12 protein-coding genes and 1 pseudogene are annotated in these 15,564 nt (G+C 73.2%); 3 read left to right on the top strand and 10 right to left on the bottom strand.

Annotated features, from left to right (window positions below):
* Nucleotides 1-34: 34 nt before the first annotated feature.
* From ACFWPS_RS18915 to ACFWPS_RS18900, 4 genes and pseudogenes are all read right to left on the bottom strand, one after another.
* Nucleotides 35-205: pseudogene (locus ACFWPS_RS18915) on the bottom strand (FAD-dependent oxidoreductase); the annotation flags it as partial.
* A gap of 63 nt (nucleotides 206-268) precedes the next feature.
* Nucleotides 269-655 carry a DUF4440 domain-containing protein gene (locus ACFWPS_RS18910; RefSeq protein WP_383706443.1) on the bottom strand — a complete coding sequence of 129 codons (387 nt, stop codon included), beginning with the start codon at nucleotides 653-655 and terminating at the stop codon, nucleotides 269-271.
* 52 nt (nucleotides 656-707) lie between these two features.
* Nucleotides 708-1,127 (bottom strand): Zn-ribbon domain-containing OB-fold protein, encoded by a 420-nt coding sequence (locus ACFWPS_RS18905; RefSeq protein WP_383706565.1) that lies wholly within the window; start codon nucleotides 1,125-1,127, stop codon nucleotides 708-710.
* 162 nt (nucleotides 1,128-1,289) lie between these two features.
* Nucleotides 1,290-2,042: a TetR family transcriptional regulator gene (locus ACFWPS_RS18900; RefSeq protein ID WP_383706441.1), complete on the bottom strand. Its 753-nt coding sequence runs from the start codon at nucleotides 2,040-2,042 to the stop codon at nucleotides 1,290-1,292.
* Nucleotides 2,043-2,227: 185 nt separating this feature from the next.
* On the opposite strand from ACFWPS_RS18900, the gene ACFWPS_RS18895 reads away from it, so the two are divergent.
* Nucleotides 2,228-2,974, top strand: coding sequence for a peptidoglycan-binding protein (locus ACFWPS_RS18895; RefSeq protein WP_383706439.1), 747 nt, complete (start codon nucleotides 2,228-2,230; stop codon nucleotides 2,972-2,974).
* Between the two features lie 51 nt (nucleotides 2,975-3,025).
* Here the strand turns inward: ACFWPS_RS18895 and ACFWPS_RS18890 are convergent, their stop codons facing one another.
* The 6 genes from ACFWPS_RS18890 to ACFWPS_RS18865 all read right to left on the bottom strand — a co-directional run bounded on the left by ACFWPS_RS18890 (nucleotide 3,026) and on the right by ACFWPS_RS18865 (nucleotide 12,292).
* Nucleotides 3,026-5,386 (bottom strand): SpoIIE family protein phosphatase, encoded by a 2,361-nt coding sequence (locus tag ACFWPS_RS18890; protein WP_383706436.1) that lies wholly within the window; start codon nucleotides 5,384-5,386, stop codon nucleotides 3,026-3,028.
* Nucleotides 5,387-5,470: 84 nt separating this feature from the next.
* On the bottom strand, nucleotides 5,471-5,854 hold the full coding sequence (locus ACFWPS_RS18885; RefSeq protein WP_093506788.1) for a hypothetical protein: 384 nt from the start codon (nucleotides 5,852-5,854) through the stop codon (nucleotides 5,471-5,473).
* Nucleotides 5,855-6,285: 431 nt separating this feature from the next.
* Entirely contained in the window at nucleotides 6,286-7,209 is a 924-nt protein-coding gene (locus ACFWPS_RS18880; protein ID WP_383706434.1) for a MurR/RpiR family transcriptional regulator, read from the bottom strand.
* Between the two features lie 186 nt (nucleotides 7,210-7,395).
* Nucleotides 7,396-9,081 carry a phospholipid carrier-dependent glycosyltransferase gene (locus tag ACFWPS_RS18875; RefSeq protein ID WP_383706432.1) on the bottom strand — a complete coding sequence of 562 codons (1,686 nt, stop codon included), beginning with the start codon at nucleotides 9,079-9,081 and terminating at the stop codon, nucleotides 7,396-7,398.
* Nucleotides 9,082-9,175: 94 nt separating this feature from the next.
* Nucleotides 9,176-11,110, bottom strand: coding sequence for a phosphatase PAP2 family protein (locus ACFWPS_RS18870; RefSeq protein ID WP_383706430.1), 1,935 nt, complete (start codon nucleotides 11,108-11,110; stop codon nucleotides 9,176-9,178).
* Nucleotides 11,111-11,386: 276 nt separating this feature from the next.
* Nucleotides 11,387-12,292 carry an N-acetylglucosamine kinase gene (locus ACFWPS_RS18865; RefSeq protein WP_383706428.1) on the bottom strand — a complete coding sequence of 302 codons (906 nt, stop codon included), beginning with the start codon at nucleotides 12,290-12,292 and terminating at the stop codon, nucleotides 11,387-11,389.
* A 402-nt stretch (nucleotides 12,293-12,694) separates the two neighbouring features.
* Between ACFWPS_RS18865 and ACFWPS_RS18860 the strand changes: the two genes are divergently transcribed.
* Entirely contained in the window at nucleotides 12,695-13,828 is a 1,134-nt protein-coding gene (locus ACFWPS_RS18860; RefSeq protein ID WP_383706426.1) for an ROK family transcriptional regulator, read from the top strand.
* 275 nt (nucleotides 13,829-14,103) lie between these two features.
* Nucleotides 14,104-15,426, top strand: a complete 1,323-nt coding sequence (locus ACFWPS_RS18855; protein ID WP_383706424.1) for an ABC transporter substrate-binding protein — start codon at nucleotides 14,104-14,106, stop codon at nucleotides 15,424-15,426.
* Nucleotides 15,427-15,564 lie beyond the last annotated feature (138 nt).

Genomic DNA, 15,564 nt, shown 5'->3' with positions numbered 1-15,564 from the left:
GGACCGTGACGCCCGGCACCTCCCGCTCCAGCCGCCGCCAGTCCGCCAGGACCGCATGGCGCAGATCCTCGGCACCGCCGGGCCAGTCCCCGCCGGACGTGCCCCCGATCCACGCGAAGGAGTCCCCGGTGGCGCCCGCGGCCGGACCGGGCCCCCGCTCGACCAGCGTCACGGGTACGCCCCGGCAGGCCAGGTGGTACGCCACCGACGCGCCGAGGATCCCGGCGCCCACCACGACCACCGTCACGGCTGTCCCCGGCCCGGCGCGCTACTCGACGCCGGGCGGAACGGTCGTGGCCTGGTGGTAGTACATCCGCCAGCCGCTCTGTTCGTCGCGCCGGCGCCAGAGGGAGCTGTGCCGGGAGCGCCGGTCGCCGAGACGGGCCTCGAAGGTCACCTGCACAAGACCCGGTGCGAGGACGACACCGGCCATGCCGGACGGCTGGTACCGGGGGCCGTCCTTCGACGCGCCCGGCTTGTCGGGCAGTTCGGCGAGCAGCTGCTCGTACGCGTACCTGCGGCCGGACGCGCCCACCTCCACGAACTCCGGGTCCAGCAGCTCACCCGCCAGCTCCCGGGAGGCGCGCACCTCGGGGTCCATGAGCCGCAGCTCGCCTGCGATCGCAGCGGCCACCTGGGCCGTTTCCTCGCTCATGGGCACATCCTCGCCCACGCCGCCGGTCGCCGGGCAACCGGATTTCCGGCCGTCAGCTCCAGGCGCGGTACGGCTCGTCGAGCAGCTGGAAGACCGGCTCGCCCCGCACCGGGTCCTTGGCCGTGGAGAGCTTGACCCGGTCGCCGCTGTGGATGCCGATGGGCGGGCCCATGACCCGGCCCCGCACCACGAACCCCTCGGCCATCTCTATCAGGGACACGTTGCGCGCGGCGGGCGTGTTGCGGTGCACCACCGTCGAGTGGCGGACCGTGCCCGTGCCCTCGCTGCGCTCCGTCCGCAGCTCGCTGCCCTGGCACACCGGACACAGCAGCCGGTGGTACATCGCCGTGCCGCACCAGGCGCAGCGCTGGTAGACGATGGCGTCCTGGGTGCGGTCCGCGGGCGCGGGGTCGAGAACGCCCGTCGCGAATCCGACCGCCGACTGCGCGGCGCTCGTCGAGTGGTGGTACACGCTGGTCAACTCCCTGGGCTCGCCCGGAATCCCGCGTGTCCGGACCCGGCCGGGCACGCCTGTGCCCGGTCCGCGGTGCCACCGTGCACGCCGACAGCGTATGGCACTCAGTGTCAGCCGTAAAGGCACTGCGTACCCCCAATATGGGCCCGCCGGAACTTCTCAGGTGCGGCCGAACGCGGTCTCGATCTCCTGCACCACCCGCCACAGCGGGGCGTCGCGCCGTGAGACGAGGACGACCACGTCGTCCGGGTGTTCCACCGGGCCGCCGAACAGCGCCGCCGGCGCCCCACCCGGGGCGGGGCCGGCGGGCACGGCGGGCCCGGTGCCGAACGCGTCCTGCACGTACCCGAGGGCGTGGTCGACCGTCTCGTCCGCGTCGCTCCGCCCGTCCGAACGCAGCCAGGAGCGGAGCGCGTTGTTGTGCGCCGCGACCACGGCCGCCGCGATGACGTCCGCCCGCAGCGTCCCGTCCGGGCGGCCCGCGTACCGGCCCCGCAGGTACTCGGCGAGCGCCCGCTCGTAGCGCCACACCACCGACAGCTCGTACGCGCGCAGCCCCGGCACCTGCTTGGTGAGCCGGTAACGCTGCACGGAGAACGTGGGGTTCTCGGCGTACATCCGCAGCACCAGCCGCGCCGCGTCGCACACCCGCCGCACCGGCTCGCACTGCGGGTCGTCCGCCGCCAGGAACGCGGTCATGTCGGCCAGGCACCCCTCGTGGTCGGGGAAGACCACGTCCTCCTTGGACGGGAAGTAGCGGAAGAACGAGCGCCGCCCGACCCCCGCCAGGGCGACGATGTCGTCTACGGTCGTCTGCTCGTAACCGCGCTCCAGGAAGAGCCGGAAGGCCGCCGCGACCAGGGCGTCCCGCATGGGCGGCTTGGCGGGCGGTGCCGCGCTGCTGGAGCTCATGGACGCGAACGTAGCATTCCGTCCACCTGTCTGGCACTCAGTGCACGCAGTCGGGGGACTGAGTGCTCTGCCGGCCGTCCCCATGCCCGCTCTCGCTCCGGGCTGAACCGGCGGGCCGGTCCTCCCGTATGTGTTCTCGGGGATCGCGGACACCCGTGCGCACGGGTGCGTGGAAGGAGAGCAGTGTGTCGACACCGCCCGACCCGGAACAGCCGCACCGCGGACCGGTCCTGGAACCGGTCCGGGTCCTGCGCCCCCGCAGGCTCGACACCCTCGCGGAGCTGATGCGCGAGTTCCACGAGGGGACGGAGGCCGACGCGAAGGCGAGGGCGCCGAAGAGCCGGGACCCGGCGGACTTCGAGGCCTTCGACCCGGCGTTCGACTCCGGTACGGAGGACGAGACCCAGGAACTCCCGCCTGTCACCGACGGCCCGCGCACCACGCCGGGCGGCCGTGGCCGCGGGTACGGGCACGATCCTGACTCCCACCCGGCCCGTGCCTTCGGCTTCGGGCCGGGACTGCGCAGGGCCGCCGTGGTGGTGGCCGTCGGCGCGGCCGCCCTGGTCGGCTTCGGCTGCGCCCTTCTGCTGCCCGGCCGCGAGGGCACCGCCGAGGCCGCCCAGCCGTCCGCTTCCGCCACCACGGCACCGGCCACCACCCCACCGGCCTCCGACACCTCCACCGACCCCGACGGCGCCGGCACCCTCCGCCAGGGCGACGCCGGCTCCGAGGTCGTCGAACTGGAGCAGCGCCTGCTGCGTATCCCGGACGTGTACCGCGACGGCTCCACCGCCGGCACCTACGACGCCGCCCTGACCGCCGCCGTGGAGCGCTTCCAGGTCTGGTACGGCATCAGCGGCGACGAACGCGGTGTCTACGGCGACGACACCCGCCGCGCCCTGGAGTCCCGCACCAGCCTCACCGACAGCTGACCGGCGGCTTCGACCGGCGGGCAGTGGATCAGGAGAACAGCGACGGTCCGGCTACTCCTCGTCCGCCACCGGCACCCGGATGTCCAGCACGCACACGTCGTCCCGCCGTTCGCCCGCCAGCATCGCGGCGAGGAGCGCGTCCAGGGAGGCCGGCCCGGCGGCGAGGGCGGCCGCGGCCAGGCGGTCGAGACCCGCGTCGATGTCCTCGCCCGGGCGCTCGACGAGGCCGTCGGTGTAGAGCAGCAGCCGGTCGCCGGGCTCCAGCCGGAACTCGGCGGACTCGTAGACCGGGTCCGCGCACGCCCCGAGCAGCAGGCCGGCCGGACGGTCCAGGCGGTGGGCCCTGCCTCCGCGCACCAGCAGGGGCGGCGGGTGACCAGCCTGGGCCCAGGCGAGACGGCGCCCGGCCGGCTCGTAGCGGGCGAGGACGAGCGTCGCGGTGGACTGGGCGTCGCGCGAGTGCAGGAGGAGGAAGTTGAGCCGGGCCAGCGCGCCGGTCAGGGAGGAGCCGGTGGTCACCATGCCTTTGGCGGTGAACCGCAGCTGGGCCATCGTGGCGACGGCGTCGACGCCGTGGCCCGCCACGTCGCCGACCACGAACAGCGCGGCCTCGTCGGGGAGTTCGATGGCGCTGAACCAGTCGCCGCCGACATGCACCCCGGCCTGGGCGGGCAGATAGGCGACCTCGACCCGCAGCCCGCGCAGCCGCACCGGCCTGCTGGGCAGCGGCAGCAGCGCGTGCTGCAGCCGGGCGGCCAGGGCGCGCTCGGCCTCCAGGACGCCGCGCTGCACCAGGATCGCGCGCTCGCTGTCCACCAGGGCGAGTTCGGCGCTGCGCTGCGCGGTGAGGTCCTGCACGAAGCCGTGCACCTCGACGACCGTGCCGTCCGGGGCGGTCACCGCCTCCGCGACGGCCCGCAGATGCCGTACGGCGTTCCCGGACCTGATCCGGAACGGCACGTCGAACGGGCGCCCGGTGCGGGCGAGTTCGGAGACGGCGCGGGCCAGCGCGTGGGCGTCCTCGGGCAGCACGAGGTCCGGCAGCAGGTCCAGCGGCACCGCCCCGCGCCCCGGCTCGCGGCCCAGGATGGTGTACACCTGGGAGGACCAGTTGACCTGACGGGTGATCAGGTTCCAGTTCGCCCAGCCGAGGTTGCCCAGCCGCTGCATGTCCGCCAGCCGCTGCTCCTGCCGCTCCTCCGTGTCGTGCCGCAGCCAGGTCACCAGCAGCCCGTCGCCGAGCCGCGCGGCCCGCACCGAGTAGGTGCCGGTCACGGTCACCCCCGCGACGACCTCCTCGTGGACGAACGGCTCGCCCTCGTACGGCTCTCCGCCGAGCGCCTTCAGATACCCCTGCCACAACGACTCGCCGGCGACGGAGGGGTAGCTCTCCAGGATGTGGGAGCCGACCAGCTCGCGGCCGGTGCGGCCCAGGATGTCCACGGCGCCGGGGGTGGCCGCCTCGACGCGGTAGTCCTCCACCTCTCCGGTGCCGGTACGCAGCGGGACCAGCAGGACCGCCGCTCCCGGCAGCGCGTCCAGCACCGTCTGCACCGCAGCGGAGAGCCCCGACGTCACCGGCTCGGCGGGGGCGCCCAGGGCGCCGAGCCGGCCGGCGCACAGCCGGGCGGCGGAGCGCAGCAGCTCACGGCCGGCGGGACCGAAGGCGGCCGCGGACCGGCGCAGTACGCCGAGGGCCACGCCGGCCGTGACCGGCAGCCAGGCCCGGGACAGCCAGCGGCCGGGCGGCTCGTCGATGAGCTGGAACACCTGCCGGTCCTCGGTGAAGTCCTCCAGCCAGAGCGGCTCACCGGCCCTGAGCGCCTCCAGCGGGGCGAACCCCTGCAGCGGCGGCACCTGGTGCCACTGGGCGGCGAGCGTCGCGTCCAGCCCCGCGTACCCGATCAGTTCGAGCCCGTCGCCGGGCGGCAGCCGCCGGTACAGCAGTACCGCGTCGGCGTCGACCCGGGGTGCCAGGTGCTCGAGCAGCGTCCCGGCCAGCTCCTGCGGGGAACCGACGTGCAGCAGGGCCCTGCCGAGCCGGCCGAGGGCCTCGGCGGTGCCGGGCGGGGCGGGCGACCCCGGGGGCACCGTGGAGGCGGGCGGGCCGGTGACGGGGGCGGTCCCGGCCGCGGATGCGGACGGCATCAGGGCGCCGAGGGTGAGCCAGCACTCCTCAAGCAGCGTGCGGTTCCCGGCTTCGGCCCGCTGCAGAAGTTCCTCGTGGGCGACGTCCGGGGAGCAGCCCGTGGCGGCCATCAGAGCACCCTTGGCACGCTCCACCGCCGCGGACGTGGCCACCGAGTCCCGCAGCCGGTCCAGCTCGGCGCGCTGCCTGGACACGACCCTGGCCAGGGCTGCCAGCTCGGCGACGGCACCGGCGTCCGTGGAAGGCACGTACTCGCTCGTCACCGCTTGAGCATGGCACAGGAGGGTGTCTCTGATCACTCTCGTACCCGATCCATGAAGGATCCGGGCAACCGTGGACCGAAATGGTCAGCGGCCGGTGCTGTGCCCGACCAGCGCCTCGGTGACCACGCGGACGCTGCGGGCGATGTGCTGCAGCTGCATGACCTCCGCCGCGTACAGCTTGATCGTGTGCTCGATGACCGACTCCGGCAGGCCCAGCAGGGGCAGTTCGGCGCGTGCCGTCTGCAGCGCCGTGCGTGCCACCCGGACCTCTTGCTGGACCTGGATCTGCGCGTGCCGGGCGAGCAGCACGGGGTGCCGGATCAGCGCCGGGTAGCTGGCGTAGCGGGCCGGCACCAGTTCGCGCAGCCACTTGGCGGCGGAGCGCTCCCAGTCGTAACTGCCCGGTGCCTTGACCTGGCAGGGCCAGTCGGGGCTGATGCGCGCGGTCGTCGTCAGAGTCATGATCATCGCTTCCGGGTGTGCGGCGTCGTGAGGGTGCTCGACGGGGGTCTGGGCGGCTCCGGCCTAGGGGATGGCCGGAGCCGCCGCGGGCGAATCGCCAAGGCGATGCCCGTTCGAACATCCCCGGCGCCGACGCGGGTAGGAGACGGCGGCTGGGGGTGTCCGTGCGAGGCCCCGGGCGTCGGCCGCCGGCACTGCTGGTGGTGCTGCGTGCGCATGGGCGGTCCGTCGGCTTTCTCGGGGCGGGTGCGAGCGGTGCGTCCTCGGGTGCGGAACGTGCCCGGAGTGGGCCGGGGGTGATCCGTGAGCAGTATTTATATATGCCGTCCGGTTTGCAAGACGTATGAAAACATTCATGCGCGAAATGCGGTGAATACTCCCCCTACGAGGTCATGCGGAGGGGAAGGGGAGACGTCCGTTACGCCGGGATCCCCGGGTCAGTCCTTGAGGAAGAACTGGTGCTCCTCGGCGACCTGCTCGTACTCCTCCAGGCGCGCCTGGGTGCGCTCGGGATCGGCGTCGGTCATGGCCTGGAGCAGCGCGGCAGCCAGCAGGCCGGGCGCCGCGTAGGTGTCGAAGACCAGGCGGGACCCGATGCCGGTGCTGAAGGTGACGTCGGCCTCGTCGGCCAGCGCACCGAGCGCCTGGTCGGTCACCAGCGCGACCCGCAGCCCCGCGGTGCGCGCCACCCGGATCGCGGTCAGCGTCTCCTGCGCGTGCCGTGGCATGCCGAACGCCAGCACCCAGGTGCCGCCCGCCTCGCGCGACTGCAGCAGCGCGTCGTAGGCCACGCTGCCGCCCCGGGTCACCAGCCGTACGTCGGGGTGGATACGGCGGGCGGCGTAGGCGAAGTACTCCGCAAGCGAGACGGAGATGCGCAGGCCGAGCACGGTCAGCGGGGACGACTGGGACAGCTCGCGGCCGATCCAGATCACCCGGTCCGGGTCGGCGAAGTCCCGGCGCAGGTTCTCCAGGTTCTCGATCTCGGCGTCGACGGCGGCCTGGAGTTCGTTGCTGCGGTGCTCGGTGGCGGCCCCCGTGCCGCCCGCCAGGGTGCGCAGCGCGATCGACTGGAGCCGCTCACGCAGCGCGGGGTAGCCGCTGAAGCCGACCGCGCCCGCGAACCGGGTCACCGACGGCTGGCTGACCCCGACCCGCTCGGCGAGGTCGGTGATCGACAGGAAGGCCGCCTCGGTGATGTGGTCGATCAGGTACTGGGCGATGCGACGCTGGCCGGGGGAGAGCCGGGGGCCGTCGAAGAGCTCGCGGAGCTGGGAGGTGGGCGCGGCCTCGGCCTCCGGCACCGTTTTGCCCGAGGTGATCGCGGATGCCTGTGCACGTGCCTGCTGCGGCGATGGCACCGAAGCGCCTCCTTTGTCTCCCACGAGGACTCAACATAGCTCACGGACCGTGGTGACCAGGGGTTGTGCGGTACGCCGGACCGTCCCGGCGCCGAACGCTCAGGATGCGGAAACAGCACCGGGATTCCGGCGCTCACCGGCGGCGGATGCGGTGGCCGTCGCCGGTGGATCGGGTGGATCGTACGGTCACCGCCGATAGATGGTGATCGAATGACCGACATCATCGACCGGACGGCTGGTGTCGATCAATTCGGCGAGTGCGCCTCGGGCCTTGGCGACCGACGAGTCCGAGACGACCAGCAGCCCGTGCACCTTCCCGGCCGGCACCTTGCGGGGGTCGGCGGCGTGGATGCCGTAGTACTCCGGGACGCCACTGCCCTTGTAGACCAGCCAGATCCGCTCGCCCGGGTAGCGCTCCCTCAGCCGGTCGGCGAGCCGGCCGAGATCCTGCCCCCAGTCCACGTTGGAGTCGTGCAGCCACAGATGCGTCTTCGCCGGACCGCCGAACGCCTCGTTGGCGTACGGCAGATAGAACGGGAACGTGCGCAGCGAGCTCACCGCGACGAACAGCACCAGCGCCCCGGCCACCGGCCGCGCCCATCGCCGACGCACCGTCAGGACCGCGGCCGCGCCCACCGCCAGGAACATCGGCATGAAGACCGCGTACCGCGTGCCGAAGTCCCGTGACCCGGTCATCGCCGAGGCCAGCAGCACGGCAGGCGGCAGCAGCAGGTACGGCGCGGCCGGCCGCAACCGCCGTACCGCCACCAGCGCGACGGCACCGGCCGCCCACAGGGCCAGCATGCCGAGCGGGGTCTTCACCAGCAGGGCGGCCGGCAGGTAGTACCAGCGGGAGCCGGTGTAGAGGTGCCCGAACAGATAGCCCTGCCAGGGGTAGTCCTCCAGGGCGAACTGCATCCGCATGCCGTCCCGGTAGGCCTGCGGAAAGGGCATCAGGCCGGTCAGCAGGCCCCGCAGTCCGTGCGCCGCCGGCACGGCCTCGGCGGACAGCGGACGCAGCCGGGGATCGACCGCCAGATAGGAGAGCCACACGACGGCGACCGCGGTCACGGCCACCACGGCCGCGGCCGCGAGGGCGCGCAGCGCACGGCCCGGACGCGCGCCCCACACCGACACCGCCGCCAGCGCCACGAGCACCGGGACCGCCGGCAGCGCGCTCATCTTCGTCGCCACCGCCGCCCCCAGCGCGGCCCCCGCGAGGGGCAGACACAGCCGGGGCCGGCGCCGGGCCCGCCACACCAGCCAGGCCGACGTCAGCACGAACCCGGCCGACGGCACGTCCAGGGTGGCCAGCGAGCCGTGCGCGACGACGTCGGGGGAGAAGCAGTACAGGGCGAGCGCCAGCAGCCCGGCGGCCGTACCGAGGACCTCACGGGCGAAGGCGAACGCCACCAGACCGAACAGCAGTGTCAGAACGATGACCGGCAGCCGCGCCCACAGCATCACCCGCCAGGGGTCGTTGCCGGACGCGTACAGCAGGTGCTGTCCCACCTGCCCCTGGTCGCCCTGGTACGACGGGTCGTAGTGCGGGTCGGCGACGGCGATGCCGGCCATGATGACGAGTTTCCCGAGCGGCGGGTGCTCGGTGTTGTAGCGCAGCCGGTGCTCGTGGAGGTAGTCGGTGGCCGTGGCCACGTAGACCGGCTCGTCGATGGTGGGTGTCTGCTGGACGGCGGTGGTCACCATCGCCGCCGCCATCTGGGCGAGCAGCAGCACCGCGAGGACCGGCACCAGCCACCGGCGGCGGGCCCGCAGGGCGGCGGTCAGCCGGGCCGCGGCGGTGCGCCGGGGGAGCGGCCCGGGGGCGGCGGGGAGGTCGGGTTCGAGGACCGACTGCTGTTCGCTTGCCATCTTCCGCCCCGCGGGGACACCGGGCCCGCGGTGGCGGGAGCGATCACGAGCAGTCATGGGCCCTACTGTCGCATCGCTCCCGCCACCGGGCGCGTCACCGCTTCACGAGTCGTACCGACAGACCGTCTGCCGTGTAGACGGGTACGGCCCGCAGCGTGGCGGAGTTCAGCTCCACCTCGTCGAACTGGCCGCGCAGCCGCGGCGCGTCGACGACCGGGAGGGTGCTGCCCGCGGCCGGCGGGCGCTCGGTGTCGAGGTTCAGGGACAGCGTGGTGCCCCTGCCCAGGACGGCCAGGTGCTTCACCGCCAGCGGCGCCTTGCCGCCCTTGGCGAGGGTGACCTCCAGGGCGCCCGCGTCCTGCGTGTACGTCCCGCGCACGAACAGCTCCGAGGCGACCCGCAGGGTGCCGGCCGAGACCCGGACGTCACCGCGGCCCAGCGCGTCCTCGGAGGCGGCGACCAGGGTGCCGGCGGCCAGCACCGTGCCGCCCCGGTAGCGGTTGCGGCCGGTCAGGGTCAGCGTGCCGGTGCCCTTCTTGGTCAGAGCACCGTGGCCGTCGATGTCGTTGCGCCAGCTGTCGGCCGCCGAGAAGCCGCCGGCCGCCGCGTCCAGGGTGACCGTGACGTCCGCGTCGAAGGCGCCGTAACCGTCGGCGGCGGCGAACAGGTTGAGGCGGCCCCACTGCTCCGGGCCGTCCAGCAGCACGTACCCGGAGGGCAGGCCGGTGCTGCGCAGCACCTCGCGGCGCTGGTCCCCGGTGAGGTACGGCTGGCGGGTCTCCAGCAGCACCTCGGCGCCCTTGGGCACGGTGAGCGGGAGCTCGCGGCCCTCCCGGTCCAGGATGTACGTCAGCCGGGGCGTGGCCGCGCGCTCGTTGGCCTCGCGGTCGGCGTACGGGTCGGTGGCGGCGTCGGCCGAGTGGGCGTAGGCGTACAGGGTGTCGGCGGTGGAGCCGGTCTGCGCCGCGAAGTACGCGAGGGCCTGGGCGCGGGCGGCCGCCTTGAGATCGGCGTTGGCCGGGTCCGCGAGGGTGGCGGCGGCCAGGGCGGTGGCCATGACGCGGCCGCCGATCACGTCGACCGTGTTGTGCATGCCCGCGATGATCCGGGTGTCGCTGAGCTCCAGGGCCCGGGCGACCAGCTCCTGGAAGCGCTCCGGCACCGCGTACGCGTAGGCCAGGCCCGCCAGGTGGAAGGCGTTGGTGTGGCCGGACGGGAAACCGCCGTCGTCGGTCGGGGAGGTGCTGCGCTGGCGCAGCAGCTGCGGGGCGACGACCACGTCGGACTCGTAGACCGGGTAGCCGTAGGCGTCCGTCGTGCCCGTGTCGACGACCTCGCTGTTCTCGGTCATCCGCCACGGACGCGGGTACTGGTAGGCGTACTTGGACGGGTTGCCGGACGCGTAGTTGCCGCGCAGCGTGTCGACCAGGGTGGCCACCTTGCCCAGCGCCGAGTCGTGCGAGCCCGCACCGAGCGCCGAGCCCGCCGGGGCGTCGGCCGGGACGGCGTCGCTGATCGTGGTGGCGGGCGTGCCGTCGGGGGCGCTGGTGATCGAGGTGACCGCGAGGGAACCGGCCTTGTAGAGGCCGGCGAGCGGGCCGAGGCCGGCGATCATCGCGTAGCTCTGGTGCTGCCGGTCGTAGAGGAACGCCTTCTTCGCCTCGGCGGTGCTGCGCCTTCTGGTGATCTTGGCGCAGTAGCGCATGTTGGCGCGCAGGATGTCGGCGCGCAGCACGCTGCCGGTGTTCCAGGCGGAACCGGTCTTCCAGATCTGCGCGAAGCCGCCGAGGATGCGGACCACCGCGTTGGTGTCGGCGGTGAGGTTGGTGCTGATGTTGGTCTTGTAGTCGTCGACGAACGCGAGGGCGGCGGTCGCGGCCTTGGCGTCGGCGGCGGCGAGCCAGCCGACGAGGGTCGGAGCGGCCACCACACCCGCCGACGCGCCGAGCGAGGTCTTCAGGAATCCCCGTCGGCCGACGGCGAGTCCACGGGCCGGAGAAGCGGAGTGGTGCCCGGCAGGTGACGGCATGGGTGTGCCTCTCTTGAGTTCTGGGGGAGTTCACGCGGGCGGCCGATGCTCCGGATGCGCGCGAGCGTGCCGGTTCGCGTGGGAAAAGTGTCGAACGAGCGAAGTTCTAGGGCGAGTTCGTGTCCCGGCGGTCATCGCCCGACGACCGTCACGTGACCCGGAGTTGAACGGCAGGTCGGTGGTTCACAGGAAGAACCGGCCGGGACCTGCGTGTTCGCAGCCTCGAACGGCCCGTGGTCCGGACCTGCGGGACCGGACGGGCTGCGGTCGGGTCTCTCACAGGATCGAACGTGCCAGCGCCACCGCGCCCTCGACCGGCGGGAGCCGCAACGGCTGTGGCCGCGCGCCGGGTACGGCCTCGGCGAGCGCGTCGGCGAAGGCGTCGTACAGACGCGGCTGGGAGAGGATCGTGCCGCCCGCGACCACCACGTCGTCCACGGCGAGACCGCGGGCGGCGAGCCGGGCCACGAGGCCGGCGAGGGCGCGGCCGCCGTCGGCTATCACATCCGCGGCGATCCGGGAGCCCGCGTCGGCCGCGGCGAAGAGCGCCGGGGCGTGCCGGCCCCACTCGGCGGAGACGTCGGAGGCGCTCTCGAGGGCGGCGCCGAGCGCGGGTACCTCGGCCACCTCGAAGGCGGCGACGAGTCCGGTGGCGAGGGCGTCGGGGGCCTCGCCGCGGTCGTGTGCGGCCCAGACGGCGCGGGCGGCCTCCCGGACGAGTCCGGCGGCGCCGCCCTCGTCGCCGAGGACCGCGCCCCAGCCGCCCACCTGCACGGGGCTGCCGTCGGGCTGTCGGCCGACGGCCACCGAGCCGGTGCCGGCGACCAGGCCGACGCCCTTGTCCAGGCCGGCGGCGGGGACGAGGAGCTCGGCGTCGCCCACCACCCGGACGGGGACGTCGAGAAGCCCCCGCAGCGCGGCGGCGATGCCGGCGCACTGGCGGGGGGTCTCACAGGCGTGTCCGCCGACGGCCAGGGCGGCCGGGCGGGTGCCGGCCGGCAGGGCGTCGTGGACGATCGCGGTCAGCCAGCGGGCCGCGGCGGCAGGATCGTGCGGCCGCCAGCCGCTGCTCGGGCGTACGTGGTCGGCGACCCGGTCCGCGCCGGCGAGGGCGCGGAGCTGGGTCTTGGTGCCGCCGACGTCGATGCCGACCACGAGCGGGGAAGAAGGAGTGTCCTGCACGGATCCTCTTTCGTCGTCTGGGCGAAGAGCGCCGAAGAGCTTGGCACTCAGGGCCTGGCCGGCGGATCCAGCCGCAGACGCGGAGTGTGGTGCGCACATCTGCGACTTGATCCGCCGGCCGGGCCCTAGCTGCGACGGCGGGCGAACCGTGCCTGGCCGAACAGGAGTTGAGCAAGTAGGGAAGCCCCGGGACGGGCTTCTTGCGGAGCACGGCAGGCGAGTACCGTGTACTTCGTTAGGAAGTTAACTAACGAAGTACAGTGCGTCAAGAGTTGCCGCGGACTCGATCAACGGGACGCTGTCGAGGCCACAACCGCGCGGCACAAGGGCACCGCATCGCCGCATCCCGCGACACCCGGGGGAGCGCGGCCCCTGACCCATGGGGGAACTGTGGAACACGTCGTGGCTGAAGCCCCCCGGCTCACCGAGAGCGCCGGCGCGGTCTTCGCCGTGCTGGCCCAGGCCGGCAGCGCCACCCGGCCGCGGCTCGCGAGCCTCGCGGGCCTGTCCAAGCCGACGGTCTCCGCCGCCGTCGCGGAGCTGGAGGGGGCCGGACTGGCCACCCACTCCGGCACCGCGTCCAGCGGCACCGGCCGCTCCGCCGCCGTCTACGGCCTCGGGCCCGCCTCCGGCTCGGTCCTCGCCGTCGACCTCGGCCCGGCCCGCACCCGGGTGCGTGGCTGCGCCCTGGACGGCACCCTGCTCGCAGAGGCGGACACACCCCGCCCCCGCGCCGCCGACGCCGTCCGCGAGGCCCTGGCGGCGCTGCCCGCGGGCGCCCCGCTGCGGGCCATCGTCGTCGCCATCGGTGACGTCAGCGCCCCCGACCGGGCGGGCACCGGGATGCGCCCGGCGACCGCCAAGGCCGGGCCCGTCTTCGACGCGGTCTCCGTCGCCCTGCCGTCTGGGGTGCCCGTCCACCTGGAGAACAACGTGAACTGCGCGGCCCTCGCCGAGCTCCACGAGGGCGCCGCCCGGGGCCGCCGGACCTTCGGCTACCTGCGGATCGGCGTCGGTATCGGTCTGGGCATCGTCATCGGCGGCCATGTGCTGCGCGGCGCCAACGGCGCGGCCGGTGAGCTGGCCCGGCTGCCCTACCCCTGGGACGACGACCGGGAGCCCCGCCAGGAGGCCCTGGAGGCCTACGTCGGCTCGCAGGCCCTGCTGCGCCGGGCCGCCGAGGCCTGGCGGGAGAGCGACGGCCCGCGCCCGCGCACGGCCGATCGGCTCTTCGCGCTGGCCGCCCAGGGCCGGGAGCCCGCCCGTGCCGTCGTCGCCCGGCACGCCGCCGACGTGGGCCGGCTGGCCGCCGCGGTGACCGCCGTACTTGATCCGGGGCTGATCGTCCTCGGCGGCAGCACCGGCGCGGATCCCCAGCTCCTGGCCGGGGTGCGGGCCGAGCTGGGGCGGCTGAGCTGGCCCACCGAGGTGGTCAGCAGCCAGATCGGCGATCTCGGTACCGTGGTGGGTGCCGCCCGGCTCGCCGTGGCCAAGGGAGTCCAAACCGTGACCGAAGGCGCGCAGGTGAAGGATTGACGGCTTCCTTATCGGTCTGCCAATGTCCGGACAAGCGCTTTCTAAGTCGGCCGGGACGCCGGCTTGGGGTGAGCGTCCCAGCCCGTACACGACGTACGGCAACCGCGCGAGGGCGTGCCCGTGCGGTGACGGCCAGGACGGCCGGGGAGCTCGCCCCGCGTGGACGATGCGGCCGGGCGAGGCCGCGCCCCCGGAAAGCGACTTTTCCTTCAAAATGCACCAGTGCCGCCTCAGCCGGCGCCGTGCTCCGTCCGTTCGACGAAATGGGATCGAAGATGACCACTGTGGGTGTGCGGCGCTCCAGCCGACTCGGCCGCGGCGGTATGCGCCGCCTGATTCCCCTCGCTGCCGTTGCCTCGGCAGGAGCCCTGCTGCTCTCCGCCTGCGGGTCGGGGTCCGGCTCCGGCGGCACCGCGAAGTCGCTGACGTTCTGGATCTCCACGGTTCCGGGGCAGGACGCGGGCTGGAAGAAGCTGGTGACGCAGTACAAGAAGGAAACCGGCGTCAGCGTCAAGCTCGTCAACATCCCCTACGACGGCTACCCGACGAAGCTGCACAACGCCGCCCAGGCGAACTCGCTGCCGGATGTCGCCGACGTGCCGGCCCTTGACCCGATCTGGTCGAGCAAGCTGATCGACCTCAGCTCCATCGCCAACAACAAGAGCTACAACATCAACGCGAACTTCCTCGCCAAGGACTCGTCCGGGAAGGTGCTGTCCATCCCCTCGGACGTCACCGCGTCCGGCCTGTTCATCAACAAGACGCTGTTCAAGAAGGCCGGCGTCGCGGTCCCGACCTCGCCCTCGGACACCTGGACCTGGGACGAGTTCATCAAGGCGGCGAACAAGGTCCGGGAGAAGACCGGCGCCAAGTACTCCCTGACCTTCGACCAGTCGCCGTCCCGGCTCCGCGCCATGGTGTACGAGATGGGCGGGACGTACGTCCACGCGGACTCCTCCGGCAAGTTCTCGGTGGACGCGGCGACCACGAAGGCCGTGAAGTACTTCGTCGGACTGAACGACGACAAGACCATGCCGAAGTCGGTGTGGACCAGCGGCGCCGACCCGTCCGCCATGTTCCAGAGCGGTGACGTGGTCGCCTACTGGTCCGGCGTCTGGCAGGTCGCCTCCTTCGCGGACAGCATCAAGAAGTTCGACTGGGCGAGCGTGCCGACCCCCGCCCAGCCGGTGCAGGCCAGCGACGTCAACAGCGGCGGCATGATGGTGGGCTTCAACAACAACGGCGCCGCGTCCACCGCCGCGAAGAAGTTCCTGTCCTGGGTCTACGAGCCGGACCAGTACCGCACACTGTGTGAGGCGTCCGGGTTCCTGCCCGTCGAGAGCGGTCTGAACCCGAAGTACCCCTTCACCTCCTCGGCGGCGCAGGCGGCGTTCACGCTCTACAACCAGGAGATCCCGCTCTACGCCCCGATCTCGGGCTACTTCAACGGCGCGCAGACCAGCTGGGTGCTGAAGGGCAAGAGCCTCACCACCGACCCGACCAAGACGGAGCTCGGCAAGGCGATCAACGGCCAGCAGTCGGTCGACAAGGCCCTCCAGAACATCGTGGACGGCTACAACCAGCAGGTCGGCGGCTGATCGTAGGCCAGCGGGCCCGGGCGGCGGGGTCGAGACACCCCCCCCCCCCCCCGGTGGGCCCGGGAGGCCCGGCGCAAGCCGGGAGCCCCCCCCCCAAACAACACCCCCCCCCAGGCAGGAACAATTAAAAAAACCCCC

Source organism: Streptomyces sp. NPDC058457, assembly GCF_042720695.1.
Classification (GTDB): Bacteria; Actinomycetota; Actinomycetes; order Streptomycetales; family Streptomycetaceae; genus Streptomyces.
This window is presented reverse-complemented; position numbering and strand designations above follow the sequence as displayed.

Excerpts from the sequence above, each read along its gene's own strand:
- ACFWPS_RS18910 (WP_383706443.1), bottom strand. The coding sequence starts at position 655 with ATGAGCGAGGAAACGGCCCAGGTGGCCGCTGCGATCGCAGGCGAGCTG.
- ACFWPS_RS18855 (WP_383706424.1), top strand. The coding sequence starts at position 14,104 with ATGACCACTGTGGGTGTGCGGCGCTCCAGCCGACTCGGCCGCGGCGGT.
- ACFWPS_RS18885 (WP_093506788.1), bottom strand. The coding sequence starts at position 5,854 with ATGATCATGACTCTGACGACGACCGCGCGCATCAGCCCCGACTGGCCC.
- ACFWPS_RS18870 (WP_383706430.1), bottom strand. The coding sequence starts at position 11,110 with ATGCCGTCACCTGCCGGGCACCACTCCGCTTCTCCGGCCCGTGGACTC.
- ACFWPS_RS18900 (WP_383706441.1), bottom strand. The coding sequence starts at position 2,042 with ATGAGCTCCAGCAGCGCGGCACCGCCCGCCAAGCCGCCCATGCGGGAC.
- ACFWPS_RS18875 (WP_383706432.1), bottom strand. The coding sequence starts at position 9,081 with ATGGCAAGCGAACAGCAGTCGGTCCTCGAACCCGACCTCCCCGCCGCC.